Annotated in this window: 20 protein-coding genes; 9 read left to right on the top strand and 11 right to left on the bottom strand. The window is 61.3% G+C overall.

Features of this window, described 5'->3' with window-relative positions; translation table 11 throughout:
• Positions 1–25 precede the first annotated feature (25 nt).
• Entirely contained in the window at positions 26–772 is a 747-nt protein-coding gene (locus K328_RS0114840; RefSeq protein WP_028466644.1) for an SDR family NAD(P)-dependent oxidoreductase, read from the top strand.
• Positions 773–787: 15 nt separating this feature from the next.
• Here K328_RS0114840 and pyrF read toward each other — a convergent pair whose 3' ends face one another.
• From pyrF to K328_RS0114825, 3 genes are all read right to left on the bottom strand, one after another.
• Positions 788–1,738 (bottom strand): orotidine-5'-phosphate decarboxylase, encoded by a 951-nt coding sequence (gene pyrF, locus K328_RS0114835; RefSeq protein WP_205620678.1) that lies wholly within the window; start codon positions 1,736–1,738, stop codon positions 788–790.
• 24 nt (positions 1,739–1,762) lie between these two features.
• Entirely contained in the window at positions 1,763–3,178 is a 1,416-nt protein-coding gene (pyk, locus tag K328_RS0114830; RefSeq protein ID WP_028466642.1) for a pyruvate kinase, read from the bottom strand.
• 72 nt (positions 3,179–3,250) lie between these two features.
• On the bottom strand, positions 3,251–4,552 hold the full coding sequence (locus K328_RS0114825; RefSeq protein WP_028466641.1) for a glycerate kinase type-2 family protein: 1,302 nt from the start codon (positions 4,550–4,552) through the stop codon (positions 3,251–3,253).
• 130 nt (positions 4,553–4,682) lie between these two features.
• Here K328_RS0114825 and K328_RS0114820 point away from each other — a divergent pair, with 130 nt between their 5' ends.
• From K328_RS0114820 to K328_RS0114810, 3 genes are all read left to right on the top strand, one after another.
• Complete coding sequence (locus tag K328_RS0114820) at positions 4,683–5,453, top strand: N-formylglutamate amidohydrolase (RefSeq protein ID WP_036554435.1); 771 nt, start codon at positions 4,683–4,685, stop codon at positions 5,451–5,453.
• A 39-nt stretch (positions 5,454–5,492) separates the two neighbouring features.
• Complete coding sequence (locus K328_RS0114815; RefSeq protein WP_036554434.1) at positions 5,493–5,816, top strand: DUF1244 domain-containing protein; 324 nt, start codon at positions 5,493–5,495, stop codon at positions 5,814–5,816.
• A gap of 79 nt (positions 5,817–5,895) precedes the next feature.
• Complete coding sequence (locus K328_RS0114810) at positions 5,896–6,141, top strand: DUF2312 domain-containing protein (protein ID WP_028466638.1); 246 nt, start codon at positions 5,896–5,898, stop codon at positions 6,139–6,141.
• Positions 6,142–6,144: 3 nt separating this feature from the next.
• Here the strand turns inward: K328_RS0114810 and K328_RS0114805 are convergent, their stop codons facing one another.
• Together K328_RS0114805 and K328_RS24240 are read right to left on the bottom strand one after the other, a co-directional pair.
• Positions 6,145–6,627 carry a PAS domain-containing protein gene (locus K328_RS0114805; protein ID WP_028466637.1) on the bottom strand — a complete coding sequence of 161 codons (483 nt, stop codon included), beginning with the start codon at positions 6,625–6,627 and terminating at the stop codon, positions 6,145–6,147.
• 127 nt (positions 6,628–6,754) lie between these two features.
• Positions 6,755–7,906 carry an alpha-D-ribose 1-methylphosphonate 5-triphosphate diphosphatase gene (locus K328_RS24240; RefSeq protein ID WP_051284949.1) on the bottom strand — a complete coding sequence of 384 codons (1,152 nt, stop codon included), beginning with the start codon at positions 7,904–7,906 and terminating at the stop codon, positions 6,755–6,757.
• A gap of 93 nt (positions 7,907–7,999) precedes the next feature.
• Here K328_RS24240 and K328_RS0114795 point away from each other — a divergent pair, with 93 nt between their 5' ends.
• Positions 8,000–8,743: a DUF1045 domain-containing protein gene (locus tag K328_RS0114795; protein WP_051284948.1), complete on the top strand. Its 744-nt coding sequence runs from the start codon at positions 8,000–8,002 to the stop codon at positions 8,741–8,743.
• Positions 8,744–8,748: 5 nt separating this feature from the next.
• Here K328_RS0114795 and hisC read toward each other — a convergent pair whose 3' ends face one another.
• Positions 8,749–9,879 (bottom strand): histidinol-phosphate transaminase, encoded by a 1,131-nt coding sequence (gene hisC / locus K328_RS24235; RefSeq protein ID WP_051284947.1) that lies wholly within the window; start codon positions 9,877–9,879, stop codon positions 8,749–8,751.
• A gap of 102 nt (positions 9,880–9,981) precedes the next feature.
• The gene (gene mntR / locus K328_RS24230) at positions 9,982–10,461 is read right to left on the bottom strand and encodes a manganese-binding transcriptional regulator MntR (RefSeq protein ID WP_084608328.1); all 480 of its coding nucleotides are present in this window, start codon (positions 10,459–10,461) and stop codon (positions 9,982–9,984) included.
• 191 nt (positions 10,462–10,652) lie between these two features.
• Here mntR and K328_RS0114780 point away from each other — a divergent pair, with 191 nt between their 5' ends.
• Genes K328_RS0114780 through K328_RS0114765 form a run of 4 tightly spaced genes read left to right on the top strand, consistent with a single transcriptional unit; the run spans position 10,653 to position 14,210 of the window.
• The gene (locus K328_RS0114780; protein WP_036554432.1) at positions 10,653–11,567 is read left to right on the top strand and encodes a metal ABC transporter substrate-binding protein; all 915 of its coding nucleotides are present in this window, start codon (positions 10,653–10,655) and stop codon (positions 11,565–11,567) included.
• Positions 11,568–11,581: 14 nt separating this feature from the next.
• Complete coding sequence (locus K328_RS24225; protein WP_036554430.1) at positions 11,582–12,481, top strand: manganese/iron ABC transporter ATP-binding protein; 900 nt, start codon at positions 11,582–11,584, stop codon at positions 12,479–12,481.
• Positions 12,478–13,362 (top strand): metal ABC transporter permease, encoded by an 885-nt coding sequence (locus tag K328_RS0114770; RefSeq protein WP_028466634.1) that lies wholly within the window; start codon positions 12,478–12,480, stop codon positions 13,360–13,362. Before K328_RS24225 ends, K328_RS0114770 begins: the two co-directional genes overlap by 4 nt.
• Positions 13,362–14,210 (top strand): metal ABC transporter permease, encoded by an 849-nt coding sequence (locus K328_RS0114765; RefSeq protein WP_036554428.1) that lies wholly within the window; start codon positions 13,362–13,364, stop codon positions 14,208–14,210. Before K328_RS0114770 ends, K328_RS0114765 begins: the two co-directional genes overlap by 1 nt.
• Positions 14,211–14,214: 4 nt before the next feature.
• On the opposite strand, the gene K328_RS0114760 is transcribed toward K328_RS0114765, so the two are convergent.
• The 4 genes from K328_RS0114760 to K328_RS0114745 all read right to left on the bottom strand — a co-directional run bounded on the left by K328_RS0114760 (position 14,215) and on the right by K328_RS0114745 (position 16,736).
• Positions 14,215–14,751 (bottom strand): GNAT family N-acetyltransferase, encoded by a 537-nt coding sequence (locus K328_RS0114760; protein WP_028466632.1) that lies wholly within the window; start codon positions 14,749–14,751, stop codon positions 14,215–14,217.
• 80 nt (positions 14,752–14,831) lie between these two features.
• Positions 14,832–15,032 carry a hypothetical protein gene (locus K328_RS24220; RefSeq protein ID WP_036554427.1) on the bottom strand — a complete coding sequence of 67 codons (201 nt, stop codon included), beginning with the start codon at positions 15,030–15,032 and terminating at the stop codon, positions 14,832–14,834.
• 166 nt (positions 15,033–15,198) lie between these two features.
• Entirely contained in the window at positions 15,199–16,275 is a 1,077-nt protein-coding gene (locus K328_RS0114750) for an NAD-dependent epimerase/dehydratase family protein (RefSeq protein ID WP_028466631.1), read from the bottom strand.
• Between the two features lie 32 nt (positions 16,276–16,307).
• Positions 16,308–16,736, bottom strand: coding sequence for an iron-sulfur cluster assembly scaffold protein (locus K328_RS0114745; RefSeq protein WP_205620677.1), 429 nt, complete (start codon positions 16,734–16,736; stop codon positions 16,308–16,310).
• Positions 16,737–16,745 lie beyond the last annotated feature (9 nt).

Genomic DNA, 16,745 nt, shown 5'->3' with positions numbered 1-16,745 from the left:
CTATTCGTGGCAGGGGAGGAATAGAATGATCGACGGTAAACTGGCGCTCGTCACCGGGGCCGGGCAAGGGCTCGGCGCCGCCATCGCAATCGGGTTCGCGAAGAACGGCGCCCGGGTGGTCTGCGCGGATATCGACATGGAACGCGCCCGCACAACGGTGCACGCCATCGAAGCAGACGGCGGCATCGCATACCCGATGCAACTCGATGTCTCCGACCGCGCGGCAGCGGATCGCGTCGCGGCAGAAACCGAGACGAAGCACGGCCCGATCGACATTCTGATCAACAATGCCGGGATCTGCCCGCGCAACCGGATCGACAGTCCGGACGTGGAGGAGACTTGGCGCCAGGCAATGGCCGTCAATCTCGACGGCACCCTGCACATGAGTCTGGCATTCGTGGCGCAGCTTCGTGAAACCCAAGGCACGATCGTGAACATGGCCTCGGTCGCAGCCTTCGTCTCGACCGCCACCTCGCTGGCCTATTCGACGTCAAAGGCAGGGGTGAAAATGCTGACCCAGAGTCTCGCCCAGGAACTCGCCGCAGACGGCATCCGGGTAAACGCCATCGCGCCGGGGCCAATGAAGACGGATATCACCCTGCCGACCCGTGAGGACCCGGAGCGATACAAACAATTCCTGACCCGGATTCCGCTCGGCCGGTTCGGCGATCCGGAGGAACTGGTCGGCCCCGCCCTGTTCCTCGCCTCGGGCATGTCGAGCTATGTCACCGGAACCACGCTGGTAGTCGATGGCGGGTATCTCGCGGTTTAGCCCAAGTCCGCTTTTTTAAACCGAAACTGCTTCACCCAGCTCGGTGGCCGCCTGATCGATAGCCGCGTCGATAGCTTTCTCCCAGTCTACCGCGCTGGCGGTATCGCCGCTGGCCGGAAACAGGATGCCGCGCGAGGAGCTGACGATCCCGCCTTCGAGGCCGTTCGGGCCTTTGACAAAGCCGTTCACGGCCGCAGCCGCACTGCCGCCCTGCGCGCCATAGCCCGGCACCAGGAAGATTGTGCGCGGCATGATCTGACGAATGCGCTCCGCTTCTCCGGGATAGGTCGCGCCGACAACGACGCCGAGGGAGGACCAGCCGGTCACCCCCCCTGTCAGCGCCTCCGCCTGGCTGTTCAGCGTGTCCGCGACAGTCTCGGCGAGGCTGCGGTTGCCGATCTTCAGGTCCTGAAAGTCCCCCGACCCCGGATTGCTGGTTTTCACCAGGATGAAGAGACCGCGCCCATGCGCCTGTGCCGTCTTGAAGAACGGCTCCAGCGTGTCCATGCCGAGATAGGGATTGAGGGTCAGGGCGTCAGCCGGGAGCGGCGCGTCATCCGTCAGATAAGCCCCGGCATAAGCATCCGCCGTACTGCCGATATCGCCGCGCTTGGCATCGAGCAGAACCAGCATGCCGAGCTTGCGAGCATGAGAGCAAACCTCCTCCAGCGCCCGCAGACCGCGCCAGCCCATCCGCTCGAAGAAGGCAATCTGCGGCTTCACCACCGCCGTCTTGCCTGCGGCCCGATCCAGCACCGCCTTCAGGAAGGCTTCCACGGCAGGTGCTGTCAGCGGATTGCCGGGCGACATGTCGCCGTCTCGAAACAGGGGCGGGATACGGTCGAGATACGGGTCGAGGCCAACACAAAGCGGGGTGCCGAGCGCGCGCACGCGTTCGATCAGGGCATCGCCAAAATGCTGCATGGAAATCTCCGGAGAAGTTTCCAGCTTGTAAAGCAAACCCATCCGCCTTGTCCAGAGGGTGCGGGCTCAGATAATGCGTTCAACCCGAAGCACGTTGGTCGATCCAGGCGTGCCCATCGGGACACCGGCCGTGATCACGATCTTGTCTCCCGCAGCGCCGAATTCCTCAGATTTCGCCACCTCAAGCGCCCGCTTCACCACCGCCGAGAAACGCTGCTCCTGCTCGACATGGACGGCGTGCACGCCCCAGGCCATGGCCAGGCGCCGGGCCGTCCGCTCGTTCGATGTCACGCAGAGGATCGGCACCGCCGGCCGTTCGCGCGAGGCGCGGACCGTGGTCGAACCGGACGTCGTGTAGGTAACGATGCAGGAGGCGTTGACCGTCTCGGCCACTTGCCGCGCCGCCAGCGTGATCGCGTCGGAGACCGTCGGCTCCGGCTCGTCATGGCTGGCATTGATGATCTGCCGATAGTTCTGGTCGCCTTCGACTTCGCGGATGATGCGGTTCATCATCTCGACCGCCTCGACCGGATACTCGCCTGCCGCCGATTCCGCCGACAGCATGACTGCATCCGCGGAATCATAGACCGCGGTCGCCACGTCCGAGGCTTCGGCCCGGGTCGGGGTCGGGCTGGTGACCATGGAATCCAGCATCTGCGTCGCCACCACCACCGGTTTGCCGAGCGCGCGGCAGAGCTTGATGATGCGTTTCTGCAGCATCGGCACCTTTTCCGGCGGCATTTCAACGCCAAGATCGCCGCGCGCGACCATGACACCGTCCGTCAGCTCGCAGATTTCCTGCAGCCGGTCGATGGCCTGGGGCTTCTCCAGCTTGACGATAATAGAGGCCTTGTCGCCGATCAGCTTGCGCGCCTCGGCAACATCTTCCGGACGCTGCACGAAGGAAAGCGCGACCCAGTCGACGCCGATACTGAGAGCAAAGGACAGGTCCGTCCGATCCTTCGCGCTCAGCGGCGAGAGCCCAAGCATGACGTTCGGGACATTGACTCCCTTGTTGTTGGAGAGCGGCCCCCCGGTGATCACCTTGGTCTCGGCGAACCCGTCACCACATTTGGTCACGGAGAGACGGATCTTGCCGTCATCTAGCAGCAGATCCGTGCCCTTGTGGATCGCCTCGAAAATCTCGGTATGGGGTAGGCAGACCCGCTTCTGGTCACCCGGAGCCCGGTCGAGATCGAGGCGGAACTTGGCCCCTGGCTTCAATTCGATCTTGCCGTCGGCAAAGCTTCCGATCCGAAGCTTCGGGCCCTGCAAATCCGCCATGATCGCAATTGGACGCCCGGTCGCCCTCTCAAGCTCCCGGATCACCCGCAAACGCTCAGCGTGATCCCGGTGGGATCCGTGACTGAAATTCAGGCGGAAAACGTCCACCCCGGCCCGGAAGAGCTCTTCAATGCGCTTCTGGGTTGAGCTCGCCGGCCCCAAGGTCGCGACGATCTTCGTGTTTCTATATCTTCTCATGACACCAGTTAAACGCGACCACGGTTACAATTCAAATCGTCATTCACGAGGATTGCCGGACGGTCGCTCCGGTCACTCGATCAGGATGGCGCGAAAATCGTTCACATTCGTCAGGGTCGGCCCCGTCATGACCAGACCGCCGGCCTTCTGGAAGAAGCCATATCCGTCATTGTCGGCGAGATAGGGCTTCGGATCGTCGAGACCATCTTCCAGACGATCGAAAATCTCGCCGCTCATGATACAGCCCGCATTGTCTTCCGTCCCGTCGATACCGTCTGTATCGCAGGCAAGCGCTGAGATCCTGTGCCGGCAATCGGGCATCCGGTCCTGCAAGGTGACGAGCAGCGAGAGCAGGAATTCAGCATTGCGCCCACCCCGGCCGGAACCGCGCACGGTCACCGTCGTCTCGCCGCCGGAAAGCAGCACCAGAGGCGCGCCCGCAGGCTGGCCATGCCGGGCGACCTGGGCCGCGATGGCCGCATGCATTTTCGCCACCTCCCGGCTTTCCCCCTCGATGGCATCGCCGAGAATAAGCGCGCCATATCCCCTTGCCGCCGCATGCTCGGCCGCCGCCTCGAGGGAGCGTTGCGGTGCCGCGACCAGATGGGTTTCGGTCCGTTCGAACGCCGGATCGCCGGCTTTCGGGGTTTCGGAGGCCGCATCCATCAACAATGCCGCGACATGCTTGGGAAGATCGATGCTGTATTTCGCCAGGATCGCCCTGGCCTCCGCCAGAGTGGACGGGTCCGGCACGGTCGGGCCCGAGCCGATCACGTCAAGATCGTCGCCCGGCACATCGGAAATCGCCAGAGTTACCAGCCGGGCCGGGGCAGCGGCCGCCGCCAGCCTGCCGCCCTTGATGGCGGAAAGATGCTTCCGGACACAGTTCATCTCGTGAATGGTGGCGCCGGATTTCAGCAGCGCCCCGTTCAACGCCTGCTTCTCCTCAAAGGAAAGGCCGTCCGCCGGCGCTGTCAGCAACGCCGAGCCGCCGCCCGAAATCAGACAGACGGCGAGATCGTCGGCATTGAGCGTTCCGGCAAGCTCCAAAATGCGCGCGGCCGCTGCACGCCCCTGCTCGTCCGGCACCGGATGGGCGGCCTCGACGATCTCGATTTTCTCGCACGGAACGGCATGATCGTAACGGGTGACGACAAGCCCTTCGAAGGCACGTCCCGGCAAGGCTTCGATGAGATAATCCTCCACCGCCTTCGCCATCGCGCCGCTAGCCTTGCCCGCGCCGAGGATGACGATACGGCCCTTTACCGGCTCCCCGAACACCCGGTCGAGGAACGGCGGCAGACAGCGGACCGGGTCCGCCGCAGCGACGGCCGCGTCGAACAATTCTCTCAAAAACGCGACCTGCGAACCCATATTCTCTCCCCGAATAAGAGGCCGGAGTCTAGTCGGGCAATCTGCGCCGTACAAGCATACGCATGTACTTGTCAGCGCGCAGTAAAGGAGCTAGATCGCAACGACAAATATTTTCCTGCTCCGGATTATCATGACCGCCATCCTGACTGACAGGGATCCTTGCGCCTTCGGCGAACGCAATTCCGATGGTCGCTCGCCTATCCTCTTCATCTCGGATCATCAACGGAACCGTGTCCCGGCCTCGCTCAATAATCTGGGTCTGTCGGAAGAAGAATTGGCGCGCCATATCGGCTACGACATCGGCATTGCCTGGATTGCGGAATATCTTTCAGACCGGTTCGACGCACCACTCGTCCACACGAATTTTTCCCGTCTGGTGATCGACTGCAACCGGGTGCCGGGAACGCCCGATGCTTCCCCGGCCATCGCGGACGGCACCCGGGTTCCCGGAAACGAGGGCCTGAGCGAGGCCGGGCTGGACGCCCGCCGGACCGAACTTTTCGCGCCGTACCATTCCGCAATCCGCGCCCGCATGGACGTGATGGAGGCGGATGGCCGCAACCCGGTAATCGTCGCCTTGCATAGCTTCACCCCGATGATGAAGGATCGCGGCACACCGCGCCCGTGGGAAATCGGCATCATCTGGAACGAGGACGACCGGCTCGCACGGCCGGTAATCGAAGCCTTGCGCCAGAACCGGCAGTTGACCATCGGCGATAACGAGCCCTATTCGGGTCGCGATGGCGGTTTCTCGCTCTATGCCCACCCCGAGGCGCGCGGACATCCCCATATCGGGGTCGAGTTCCGTCAGGACCTTGTCGCATCCGAAGCAGACGCGCACAGATGGGCGGAGATTTTCGGAAACGCACTGGAAATCGCTGTTTCGTCGCTTACTCTCTGAGAAGAGAACGGAACCGTCAGGACCGAGGGAGAAGACATCATGGGTAATCCGGCAGACAAATTCGACGACCAGACACGGCTTGAGCTGGAAGCAGCGGCTTTCCGGCGGCTGCTGGCGCACCTGGACGAGCGCAAAGACGTGCAGAATATCGATCTGATGAACCTCGCCGGGTTCTGCCGCAACTGCCTTTCGAAATGGTATCTGGCTGAAGCCGAGGCCAAGGATCTGGAACTCGATTACGGCGCGGCCCGTGAAATCGTCTACGGCATGCCATACGACGAATGGAAGGCGAAGTATCAGTCCGAGGCCAGCGGCGAGCAGAAAAAGGCCTTCGACGCCGAGATGGCGAAACAAAATCACTGAAGCCCGATGCGGCGCTTGATGGGATCGAGCGCCGCGACTATTGTCCGGGCGATTTTCCTTCTATTGACGAGGATATTCCATGACCGAAGTCGGCGGCATCGCTGCGGAGCAGCTTGTTTCCTATATTGAACGGATTGAGCGGCTCGAAGAAGAAAAGGCCGCTCTCTCGGCGGACATCAAGGATGTCTTCGCCGAAGCCAAGGGCAACGGCTTCGACGTCAAGACGATGCGTCAGATCCTGAAGCTTCGGAAGCTGGACAAGGACGACCTGCAGGAGCAGGAGCACCTGCTCGAGCTTTACAAGCGCGCCATCGGCCTAGAATAGGGTTCAGTCTAGGACCGCATGATATCCGAGGATACGGCTGATCTCGTTTCCGTCCTCGGATATCGGCACGAACGCGACTTCGAGATTTATCTCAACCAGCTTAGCCGTACGGGCCTTGTCCCAGAGTCCATGCACCGGCTTCTTTGACTCAACACAAAGCTTCAGGGCATCCAGAAGCGCGTCCCTGGTTTCGGGCGCACACTCGACTTGCGACACGATTTGCCGTGTCACCAGTCCGTAAAGCTTCGCGAGGCCGGTGCCGATAAGGCTGAATTCGAAATCCGCGCCGCCGTTGATCACCTTGATCATTGAGATGTTCGGCAGGAATTCGAACAGATCCAGCGGATCGACTTCTCCCCTTTTCGGCGCCACCCGGCCCTGGCGAAGAGTCTCCCAATGGGAAACCAGCCGCTCAACAACCGGGCTGTCAAATACGGTTGTCTCGTCAATCGCCGCGTTGCTTCTTCCGGAATCCGTCGACGTCACTTTGTCGCCATCTCGCAATTATATAGGTTGATAAAAAATCGTCTGCATATAGCACCGCACGATAACGGCAACAGAGCGCACAGCCAAGATTGCATTTTATAATAAAACAGCAGTTTACGCCCAGCCGTCAGATCCAGTCCGAGACCATGACCGGTTTGCCGGCGCAAAAGGTTGCCTTCACCGTCGCGCGCCCGCCGTCCGGTGGTGCCACGAGAAGGAAGTCGGCACGCTTGCCAACTGCAATTTCCCCGCGATCGTCCAGACCGGCCGCACGCGCCGGGTTGCGCGAGACAAGATCCCAGGCCTCTGCCAACGAAGCATCACCCGCCTCGGCGAGGATGAACGGTGCCTGTGGCAAAGCAGGGTAGTAATAATCAGAGACCAGCGCGCTGCAGCGGCCGGCACGAACCTCATCGGCTGCACGAATGCCGCCATCCTTCATATGGCTGCCGCCGCGTAGCACGTTCGGCGCGCCGAAAATCGCGGTACTCCCGAGCTTACGGCTCTCCTCCGCCGCATCCAGCGTCAGCGGAAACTCAGCGATACCGCAGCCTAGCGCGTTGAAACGCCGGCGCTCATCCGGCGTGCGATCGTCGTGAGACGCCATTGGAATGTTATTCGCCCTGGCAATCTCCGCCAGCCGGCTCACCGTCGGTGCGACTTCATCCGTGCGAGCCTCTAGGCCGCGCACCAGGGCGAGGAAATCCTCCTCGGAAAGGCCTGTACGGCCGGTATAGGTACCCATCGGATCTCCGCGGTCCGCCTTGCGCAGGATTGGCGCCATATGTTCGTTGAAAGCCAGCAGATCGACCCGGCCGCGCTGCATCCAGTCCGCCACCTCGTCCGCGACATCCAGATTGTAGAGCTCAAAGCGTAAATGAAAACGCGAGTCGGCCAGCAGCCGCGGCCGGGCTTCCTCCAGCCCATCCACAATCGCGACCACGGTATCCCGCCCGCGCAAGCCCGGCTCCCAGGAATAGGTGACGGCATGATAGGCGGTCGTGATGCCATTGGAGATCAGTTGTCTGTCGGTATCCGCGAAGGCCACCTGCATCGGGAAATGCACGCCGGGGCGCGGCATGATCTGACGCTCGAAGGCGTCCCCGTGCAGATCGACGATACCGGGCAGAAGCAGCAGACCGCGTGCATCTACGAGCCGATCTCCCGGCCCGGCATCGACACCGACGGCCGCGATCTTGTCGCCTTCGATCAGCACATTGGTCTCAACCAAACCCGCGCCCGGGACCAGCACCCGCGCCCCCTGAACCAACGCCCCCAACGCACTTCTCCAAAAGCCAGCACCATGCCATAAGAGCCCGACTATACACGGTCGGCCTGACAGTATGATGACCCTTTCGGAGCCAATCAGATCATGACCAGCAACTCGCCCCAGTTCCCGGCATTCGGTGCGGCCACCAACCCGGACGGTCCGCGCTATGCGATTTATTTCGCACCGGACAGCGACACACCGCTGCACCGTTTCGGCTCAGGCTGGCTGGGCCGCGATGCAGTGAGCGGCACGGCGCTGGATCAGCCCAAGCTCGATGAAATCACCGCCGCTCGGCAGGCCGAACTGACGGCAACGGCGAACAATTACGGTTTTCATGCCACACTGAAGCCGCCGTTTCATTTGAGGGATGGGAATACCGCTGACCAGTTGCTCGAAGAGGCATCTTCTTTTGCCGCAGCGCGCGCACCTTTCGAGATACAGCTGGTGGCCCGGGACCTTTCCGGCTTCCTCGCGCTGATGCAGAAGGAAAGCAAGGCGGAGATGCGGGAACTTGCCGCCGATTGCGTCCGCCAATTCGATCCACTACGTGCCCTGCCCGGCGAGGCGGAGCTTGAGAAGCGGCGGGCCGCCGGACTCTCCGCACAGCAGGAACAGATGCTGCAGCGCTGGGGTTATCCCTACGTTATGGGAGAGTTCCGCTTCCACATGACCCTGTCGAAGCGGATCAAGGATGAGAGCGAGCGCGAGGCCCTGATGCAGGAAATCCTGAAACACGGCGCCGAGGCACTGGCAACACCGATCGCGGTCGACGCCATCTCGGTCTTCCATCAGGAAAACAAGAAGGCGCCCTTTACCCGTCTCGGACGCTTTGCTTTCGGTGGCTGACCGGGTTAACCGGCCAGCACGTCTTTCAGGGCCGTGAGAAAGCCGTCTGTATCCTCATCGCTGCCGACGGTGACCCGGATGTAATTCTCGTATCCCGGATGCATCAAGCGTCCGATCATGACGCCCTTCTCCAGAAGCGCCGCAACGATATCCGCCGCCGGCCGATCCATCTTCGCGGTGACGAAGTTCGCAACCGTCGGGAACGGTTCCGCACCAAGCGCCGTCAGGCCCGCAACCAGACGTTCCCGCTCGATCCGGGTTTTCTCCAGCAGCATGTGGCGATGATCCTTGTCATGCCATGCCGCCAGCGCGCCTGCCTGGGCGACCGCGTTGACGTTGAACACACTGCGCATCTTCTGGAAGGCGTTCGCGATCTCGTCCGATCCGGCCAGGATATACCCAACCCGAATGCCGGCAAGGCCGTAGGCCTTGGAGAAAGTACGGAACACGGCCCAGGGGCCGCTGCGTTTCGCCATCACGGCCAAATGGTCCTCGCCTCCGTCATGGATGCCGAACTCGTAATAGGCCTCGTCCAGCACCAGCAGCGCCGTATCGGGAATGCCAAGGGCAAGCCGCTCGACCTCTTCCGAGCTCAGGACGTTGCCGGTCGGGTTATTCGGAGAAGCGGCGAAGACGAGACGGGTGCGGTCCGTCGCCGCCGCGATCATCGCGTCGACATCGTTGCTGCCGTCAGCCTTCAGCGGCACCGTCACAAGCGTGCCGCCGTTGACCGCGGCCGCATTGTTGTAGCTCGGGAAAGACGGGATCGGCACCAGCACTTCGTCGCCCGGCGAGACGGACAGGCGACCGGCGGAGACAATCGCCTCGTCGCTGCCATTGCCCATGACAATCCGGTGCTGCGGGATACCGGACTCTTCCGAGATCGCCGACGTCAGCGCACGCCATTGCGGATCGGGATAGCGGTTCACCCGGGTGCACGCTTCCTGCATCGCCGCGATGGCTTTCGGGGACGGCTGGATAGGCGATTCGTTCAGGTTCATCCGCCGGATCACCAGATCCGGATTGTTCCGCGTGATATCCGCCTCCACCGGAGGCCGTCCCGGGCTGGGCAGCGCCCGCAGCGCGGGTTTCGGGATGGTCGGCTCATTAGAATTATCGGCGGAAAATTCAGCCATTGGATGGCTCCCGGACGTCACGCAAAGGGAATAGGGAACGCGCTGCATTCCCGAAAGGATATCTGATCCTATGGTCAATCAGAGAAGCCGTACAGACGGTTTTCAGCTCTGATTGTCACCATGCCCGGACGCCTTCTTCAGCGCCTCGGTCGCCCGCGCCAGGCAGTCCAGCGTTTGCTCCGACAGATGATGCTCCAGCCCTTCCGCATCGGCTTCCGCGATATCGGCAGGCACCCCGATCGTATGCAGGAAATCGAGAACCATGTGATGCCGCTGACGGGCATGCTCCGCGACGGCCCTCCCCTTGTCCGTCAGGAAAATCGAACGGTAGGGTTTGCTCTCGACATAGCCTTCTTTCTGCAACCGCTGGATCGTGTTGTTCACGGTCGGGCGGCTGACCCCGAGCAAGTCCGCCAGATCGACCAGCCGGGCCTCTCCGTTCGTCTCGATCAGGTCTGCGATCAGCTCGACATAATCCTCGGCAATCTCGACGCTATGGTCGCGCCGGATACGTTCGAACAATGCCGCTCGCTTGCCGGAATCCTGCAGGTCAATGACCGGCATATCCCGGTCTTCCGCCATCTTGCTGTTCCGACTTCTGCCCAAAACACCGACCCTTCACCCGATTAAATGCGCATCGCAAACTTAGCATAGGCTAAATTTATATTGACCCACTAATAAAATGAGCCATATCTGTTTTACGTTTATCGTAGCACGTACCGCCTGAATAGCCTGCCCCGTCTCGCAGGCTGCCCTTGGGAGTTGATCGAAGAATGAACACCGGCAAACGCCTTCTGGCACTGGCCGCGGTTTGCGGCGTCCTGATTTCCGGAGCGGTGCTCGCCTCCCCGGTCGCGGCCAAGATGAAGGTCGTTACCACCTTTACCGTCCTCGCTGACATGGCGGCAAATGTCGCTGGCGATTCGGCGGAGGTTGTCTCGATTACCAAACCGGGCGCGGAAATTCACGGCTACGAGCCGACGCCGAGAGATATTGTACGGGCCAGCGGCGCGGATCTGGTGCTCTGGAACGGAATGAATCTGGAACTCTGGTTCGAGCAGTTCCTCTCCCACCTTGGCGACAAGCCGTCGGCCACCCTGACGGACGGCATCGTGCCCATCTCGATTGCCGCCGGTGCCTACGAAGGCAAGCCTAACCCGCATGCCTGGATGGGACTGAACAACGCTCTCGTCTATATCGACAACATTGCCGGCGCATTCTCCAAGTACGATCCGGCGAATGCGTCGACCTATGCCGCCAATGCCGCTGCCTACAAGGACAAGCTGCGCGCCACAATCGAGCCGCTTCGGGTCCGGATCGCCGGCATCCCGGAATCCGCGCGATGGCTGGTGACATGCGAAGGCGCCTTCAGTTACCTCGCACGGGATTTCGGCCTGAAAGAGCTCTACCTCTGGCCGATGAACGCCGACCAGATGGGCACGCCGCAGCAGGTCCGTAAAGTTATCGACGGCGTTCGCGACAACAATATCCCGGTCGTGTTCTGCGAAAGCACCGTGAATACCGCACCGGCAAAACAGGTCGCGCGGGAGACCGGCGCCAGATATGGCGGCGTTCTCTATGTCGACTCGCTGAGCGAGCCGGATGGACCGGTGCCGACCTATCTCGACCTTCTGACCGTCACCGCCAAGACCGTCGCGGACGGCCTTACCGCCGCCACCGCGAACTGAAACCGGATCGCACCATGCTCGCTCGCACTGATCAGAAAAACAGCCAGGACAAGGATCGGGACAACGCCGGCGGTATCTACGCCCACGACGTGACCGTGACCTACCGCAACGGTCACACGGCTCTCTACGACGCCAGTTTCGAGATCCCGCGTGGCACGGTGACCGCACTCGTCGGGGTCAACGGCGCCGGGAAATCAACCCTGTTCAAGGCCATTATGGGCTTCGTGCCCACCGCCAAGGGCGAGATCCGCTTGCTTGGCCGGACCGTCAAGGAAGCGATGCGCGAGAGCCTGGTCGCCTACGTGCCGCAATCCGAGGATGTCGACTGGGGCTTCCCTGTCCTGGTCGAGGATGTGGTGATGATGGGCCGCTACGGCCATATGGGCTTCCTGCGCCGGCCCTCTGCCGCCGACCATGAAGCGGTCGAGCTAGCGCTGTCACGGGTCAACATGCTGGACTATCGCAAACGCCAGATCGGCGAGCTTTCCGGCGGTCAGCGCAAACGCGTGTTCCTTGCCCGAGCCCTTGCCCAGGACGGCCAGGTCATCCTGCTGGACGAGCCCTTCACGGGCGTCGACGTGAAGACAGAAGATCAGATCGTCGCCCTGCTTCGGGAGCTGCGGGACGAGGGCCGGGTCATGCTGGTCTCGACCCACAATCTCGGCTCGGTCCCGGAATTTTGCGACCGTACCGTCCTGGTGAAAGGCACCGTTCTGGCCTATGGGCCGACTGAGACGACCTTCACCCGGAAGAATCTCGAGCGGGCCTTCGGCGGCGTGCTGCGCCACTTCACCCTCGGGGGCGAAGTAATACACGAGGATGGCGACCCGCGCGAAGTCACCATCTTCACAGACGACGAACGGCCGTTCGTACATTTCGGCGAGCCGCCGGAGCGCGAAGAGGACAAGCCGTGATCGCTTATCTCCTCGAGCCGTTCGGTTATGGCTACATGACCAACGCCATGTGGGTCTCGGCCCTGGTCGGCGGGGTCTGCGCCTTTCTGTCTTCCTACCTGATGCTCAAGGGCTGGTCGCTGATCGGCGACGCGCTGTCCCATTCCGTTGTGCCCGGTGTGGCCGGGGCCTACATGCTTGGCCTGCCTTTCGCCCTCGGAGCCTTTATCGCCGGCGGGCTCGCGGCCGGTGCCATGCTGTTTCTCTCCGAACGTTCCGGCCTGAAGATCGACGTCATCATCGGCCTGATCTTCACCTCCTTCTTCGGCCTCGGCCTGTTCATGGTTTCGATCAATCCGATGGCCGTCAGTATCCAGACCATCACCATGGGCAATATCCTCGCCATCACGCCGGAGGACACGCTGCAACTCGCCCTGATCGGGTTCATCTCGCTGGCCGTGCTGCTGGCGAAATGGAAAGACCTGATGGTCACCTTCTTCGACGAGAACCACGCCCGCTCCATCGGGCTCCGGCCCGGCCTGCTGAAAGCAGTCTTCTTCGTCCTGCTGTCCGCCTGCGTGGTCGCGGCGATGCAGACTGTCGGCGCCTTTCTGGTGATCGCCATGGTGGTGACACCGGGGGCGACGGCCTACCTGCTGTGCGACCGGTTCCCCCGCCTGATCATGACCTCCGTCGCCATCGGCACGCTGACCAGCTTCCTCGGTGCCTATGCCAGCTATTTCCTGGACGGCGCGACGGGCGGCATCATCGTCACCCTGCAGACCCTGATCTTCCTGGTGGTCTTCGTCTTCGCGCCCAAGCACGGTCTGCTGGCGGCAAAACGCAAGGCAGCCGAAGCGCTCAATCGCGGAAGCGGCCGTCCGGCGGGAAAGGCAGCCTGATGGATCTGTCCCTCGACACCCTGCTGATGCCGTTCAAGTTCGGCTTCATGCTGAACGCTTTCTACATCTCCCTTCTGGTTGCCGTGCCGACGGCGCTGCTCTCCTGCTTTCTGGTGCTGAAGGGCTGGGCCCTGATGGGGGATGCGGTCAGTCACGCGGTGCTGCCCGGGATCGTGCTGGCCTATATTCTCGGCTGGCCGTTGATCATCGGCGCTTTTCTGGCCGGCATGACCTGCGCGCTCGCCACCGGCTATCTCTCACACAACAGCCGGGTCAAGCAGGACACGGTGATGGGCGTGGTGTTTTCCGGCATGTTCGGGATCGGCATCGTGCTCTACGTCTCGATCAAGACGAACGTGCATCTCGACCATATCCTGTTCGGCAACATGCTCGGGGTCGATGCGGGCGAGCTATGGACGGCCGGTCTGATCTCGCTAGCCGTTTCCGGCGCCATTGTCCTGAAATGGAAGGATCTGCTGCTGCACAGCTTCGATCCGGCGCAGGCGCAGGCCATCGGCCTGCCGGTCTCCTGGTTGCATTATGGCCTGCTGGCGGCACTGTCGCTGACCATCGTCGCCACGCTCTCCGCCGCCGGACTGATCCTGGCCATCGGGCTGCTGATTTCCCCCGGCGCCATAGCTTTCCTGCTGGTGCGCCGGTTCGGCGCCATGCTGGTGGTCGCGATCGGCGTCTGCATGCTCTCCATGCTGCTCGGCACCTATCTCAGCTTCTTCATCGACAGCGCTCCCGCGCCGACCATTATCCTGATCCTGAGCGGGCTGTTCGTGATCGCCTTCGTCCGCCGGATGGTGCTGACCCGTCAGGCATCTCAGAGAAAACCTGCCTGAACGCCTAGTGTGCCAGCGAGGCTTCATATTCGGGCCGAAGGATGCCCATGATCCAATCGTCATGCCTTGCGCCATCGACGAAGGCAGACTCGCGTTCGGTCCCCTCGTGCCGGAACCCGCAGGCCCGATAACACCGGATGGCACGCTCGTTAAAGGAAAGCACGCGTAGGTCCACGCGATGCAGTCCCATGTCGCCGAATGCCTGATCCAGTACCAGACGGACCGCCGCCCGCCCTATACCGCGCCCGAGACTGCGGTCGCTGAACAATCCGATTGCCATTCTGGCCCGTTGATCCTGCCGATTGATGTTGTCCAGCCTCGCCTCGCCGGCAAGTGCACCGTCCACCTCGATGATCCAGCCACAGGGATGATCCGCGAGCTTGCGGTACCAGGCGGAAGCCTGCTCGCGGGTCATGTCCGTATGAGTTCCGGCACTGCCGCCGAACATACGGTTGATTTCCGCTGAATATCCGAGTGCAAGCCGGGCATCTATGTCCGATGGAAGCGGCGCACGTAACGTTACTGAATGCTCTGGCGTCATGGCGATGTAGCGAAAATCATGCTGAAAAACAAAAAAGGACGCTCGAAAGCGTCCTTTACAAACCTTGTTTGCGCCAGACTTCAGTCAAGCCAGTTGGCAATCACATAGGGTGCGCGATCAACCGAAACTTCCGGATGATGATGGCGATAAACCGCAACGGCGGAATTGAAGCAAATCTGCTCCTTCTGCCCCAGCATTTTCATCTGACTATAGGCCGTAATCACGGCCCTGTAACAGGTGTCCGTCGGCCCGCAGCCCAGTTCTTCGTCACATGAGCTCATGATCTGATCCACCAAAAACCACCGTTCGAATACACCGGCAGGATATGATTCCGCCTCCCGAACGCAAGGAAAATCTTTTGTCTTTCAACATTCTAGAACCATTCTAAGAATCAATCTGTGAAGTTGAAAACACGATAGAGGCCTAAAATGGTCTTATTTCAATGCATTATACTGCAGTTACTAATCGTGCGCGCTGTCCGTCCATCACCTGCTCCATGATGCCCTGCATATCGTATTGCAGGTTCCAGTCCGGGAAATGGTTCTTGAACTTTGAGATATCGCTGATCCACCAGATATGATCGCCGACGCGATTCTCTTCCGAATAGGACCAGTTGAAGGCCTTGCCAGCGATCTCTTCCGCCATGGAGATGGCTTCCAGCATCGAGCAGTTGGCGTGTCGACCACCACCGATATTGTAGACCTCGCCCGCGCGCGGTGCCTGAAAGAAGTGCCAGAAAGCATTCACCAGATCATGGGAATGAATGTTGTCCCGGACCTGCTTTCCCTTGTAGCCGAAGACCGTATAGGCCCGCCCCGTGAGAGCGCATTTGGCGAGATAGGCGAGGAAGCCGTGCAGTTCCGCCCCCGAATGACCGGGCCCGGTAAGGCAGCCGCCCCGGAACACACCGGTCTTCAACCCGAAATAGCGGCCATATTCCTGCACCAGCACGTCGGCGGCCACTTTCGAGGCACCGAACAGGGAATGCAGGGTGCCGTCGATGCTCATGCTCTCGTCGATACCATCGGCATAAAACGGATGGGACTGGTCGATTTCCCAGCGTGTCTCCAGCTCGACGAGCGGCAGGCGGTTAGGCGTATCGCCATAAACCTTGTTCGTGCTGGTGAAGATGAAGGCCGCCTCGGGGCAATGCTTGCGGGTGAGTTCCAGCAGGTTCAGCGTGCCGTTGGCGTTCACGGTGAAGTCGGTGATCGGCTCCCGCGCCGCCCAGTCGTGAGACGGCTGCGCCGCCGTGTGCAACACCAGGGCGATATCGGACCCGTATTCCCGGAACACCGGCTCCAGCGCATCAAGCTCGCGGATATCCGCCATGAAATGCCGGTACTGGCTCTTCAGGCCTGTCTCGAGCTGCTCCCGGCTCCAGTCCGTGCTGGCTTCCGCGCCGAAAAAATAAGCCCGCATATCATTGTCGATACCGACAACATCAAGACCTTTTTCTGCCAGAAAACGGACAGCTTCGGCGCCGATCAGGCCTGCCGATCCGGTTACGAGTGCAATCGCCATATCTCATCCAAGCATACCGCGTTTGCCGCGGCTCATGATTTAGAATTCAAAGCTCTCACCGAGGCTTCAAGCGCCAGCAGCATGGAGCTGTGCCGGTTGGTCAGAGATCGCGCGGACTGCAATAAGCCAAGTTCCGCAAAACTTCCACTGGGAACCGGACCGTCCTCTTTCAGCATCGCGCGCATTTCGTCGCGGGCCTGCTCAATTTCGGTGGGCGAACAACCGACAATCGAGCTCGCCAAGATGGACGCCGCGGCAGAGCCGAGCGCACAGGCATCGACTTTCTGCGCATAGTCGACGATCAGCCCGTCTTCGAGTTTTAGATAAACACTGATTTCGCTGCCGCAGGCCCGGCTGACAGCTTCCCCTTTGTGAGTCGCGTCCGGCAACTTACCAAGTCGCGGGATGTTACCCGCGTATGCGAGGATCTTGTCCTGATAGATCGCATCGATACCACTCAAGGGACTGGC

The organism is Nisaea denitrificans DSM 18348 (assembly GCF_000426505.1).
Lineage (GTDB): Bacteria > Pseudomonadota > Alphaproteobacteria > Thalassobaculales > Thalassobaculaceae > Nisaea > Nisaea denitrificans.
This window is presented reverse-complemented; position numbering and strand designations above follow the sequence as displayed.

Bases quoted from the DNA above. Each gene is read 5' to 3' on its own strand.
- K328_RS0114760 (WP_028466632.1), bottom strand. From the start codon at position 14,751: ATGACGCCAGAGCATTCAGTAACGTTACGTGCGCCGCTTCCATCGGAC.
- K328_RS0114780 (WP_036554432.1), top strand. From the start codon at position 10,653: ATGAACACCGGCAAACGCCTTCTGGCACTGGCCGCGGTTTGCGGCGTC.
- K328_RS24220 (WP_036554427.1), bottom strand. From the start codon at position 15,032: ATGAGCTCATGTGACGAAGAACTGGGCTGCGGGCCGACGGACACCTGT.
- K328_RS0114820 (WP_036554435.1), top strand. From the start codon at position 4,683: ATGACCGCCATCCTGACTGACAGGGATCCTTGCGCCTTCGGCGAACGC.
- hisC (WP_051284947.1), bottom strand. From the start codon at position 9,879: ATGGCTGAATTTTCCGCCGATAATTCTAATGAGCCGACCATCCCGAAA.
- K328_RS0114795 (WP_051284948.1), top strand. From the start codon at position 8,000: ATGACCAGCAACTCGCCCCAGTTCCCGGCATTCGGTGCGGCCACCAAC.
- K328_RS24225 (WP_036554430.1), top strand. From the start codon at position 11,582: ATGCTCGCTCGCACTGATCAGAAAAACAGCCAGGACAAGGATCGGGAC.
- K328_RS0114815 (WP_036554434.1), top strand. From the start codon at position 5,493: ATGGGTAATCCGGCAGACAAATTCGACGACCAGACACGGCTTGAGCTG.
- K328_RS0114840 (WP_028466644.1), top strand. From the start codon at position 26: ATGATCGACGGTAAACTGGCGCTCGTCACCGGGGCCGGGCAAGGGCTC.
- K328_RS0114825 (WP_028466641.1), bottom strand. From the start codon at position 4,552: ATGGGTTCGCAGGTCGCGTTTTTGAGAGAATTGTTCGACGCGGCCGTC.
- K328_RS0114810 (WP_028466638.1), top strand. From the start codon at position 5,896: ATGACCGAAGTCGGCGGCATCGCTGCGGAGCAGCTTGTTTCCTATATT.
- pyk (WP_028466642.1), bottom strand. From the start codon at position 3,178: ATGAGAAGATATAGAAACACGAAGATCGTCGCGACCTTGGGGCCGGCG.
- mntR (WP_084608328.1), bottom strand. From the start codon at position 10,461: ATGGCGGAAGACCGGGATATGCCGGTCATTGACCTGCAGGATTCCGGC.
- K328_RS0114750 (WP_028466631.1), bottom strand. From the start codon at position 16,275: ATGGCGATTGCACTCGTAACCGGATCGGCAGGCCTGATCGGCGCCGAA.
- pyrF (WP_205620678.1), bottom strand. From the start codon at position 1,738: ATGGGTTTGCTTTACAAGCTGGAAACTTCTCCGGAGATTTCCATGCAG.
- K328_RS0114765 (WP_036554428.1), top strand. From the start codon at position 13,362: ATGGATCTGTCCCTCGACACCCTGCTGATGCCGTTCAAGTTCGGCTTC.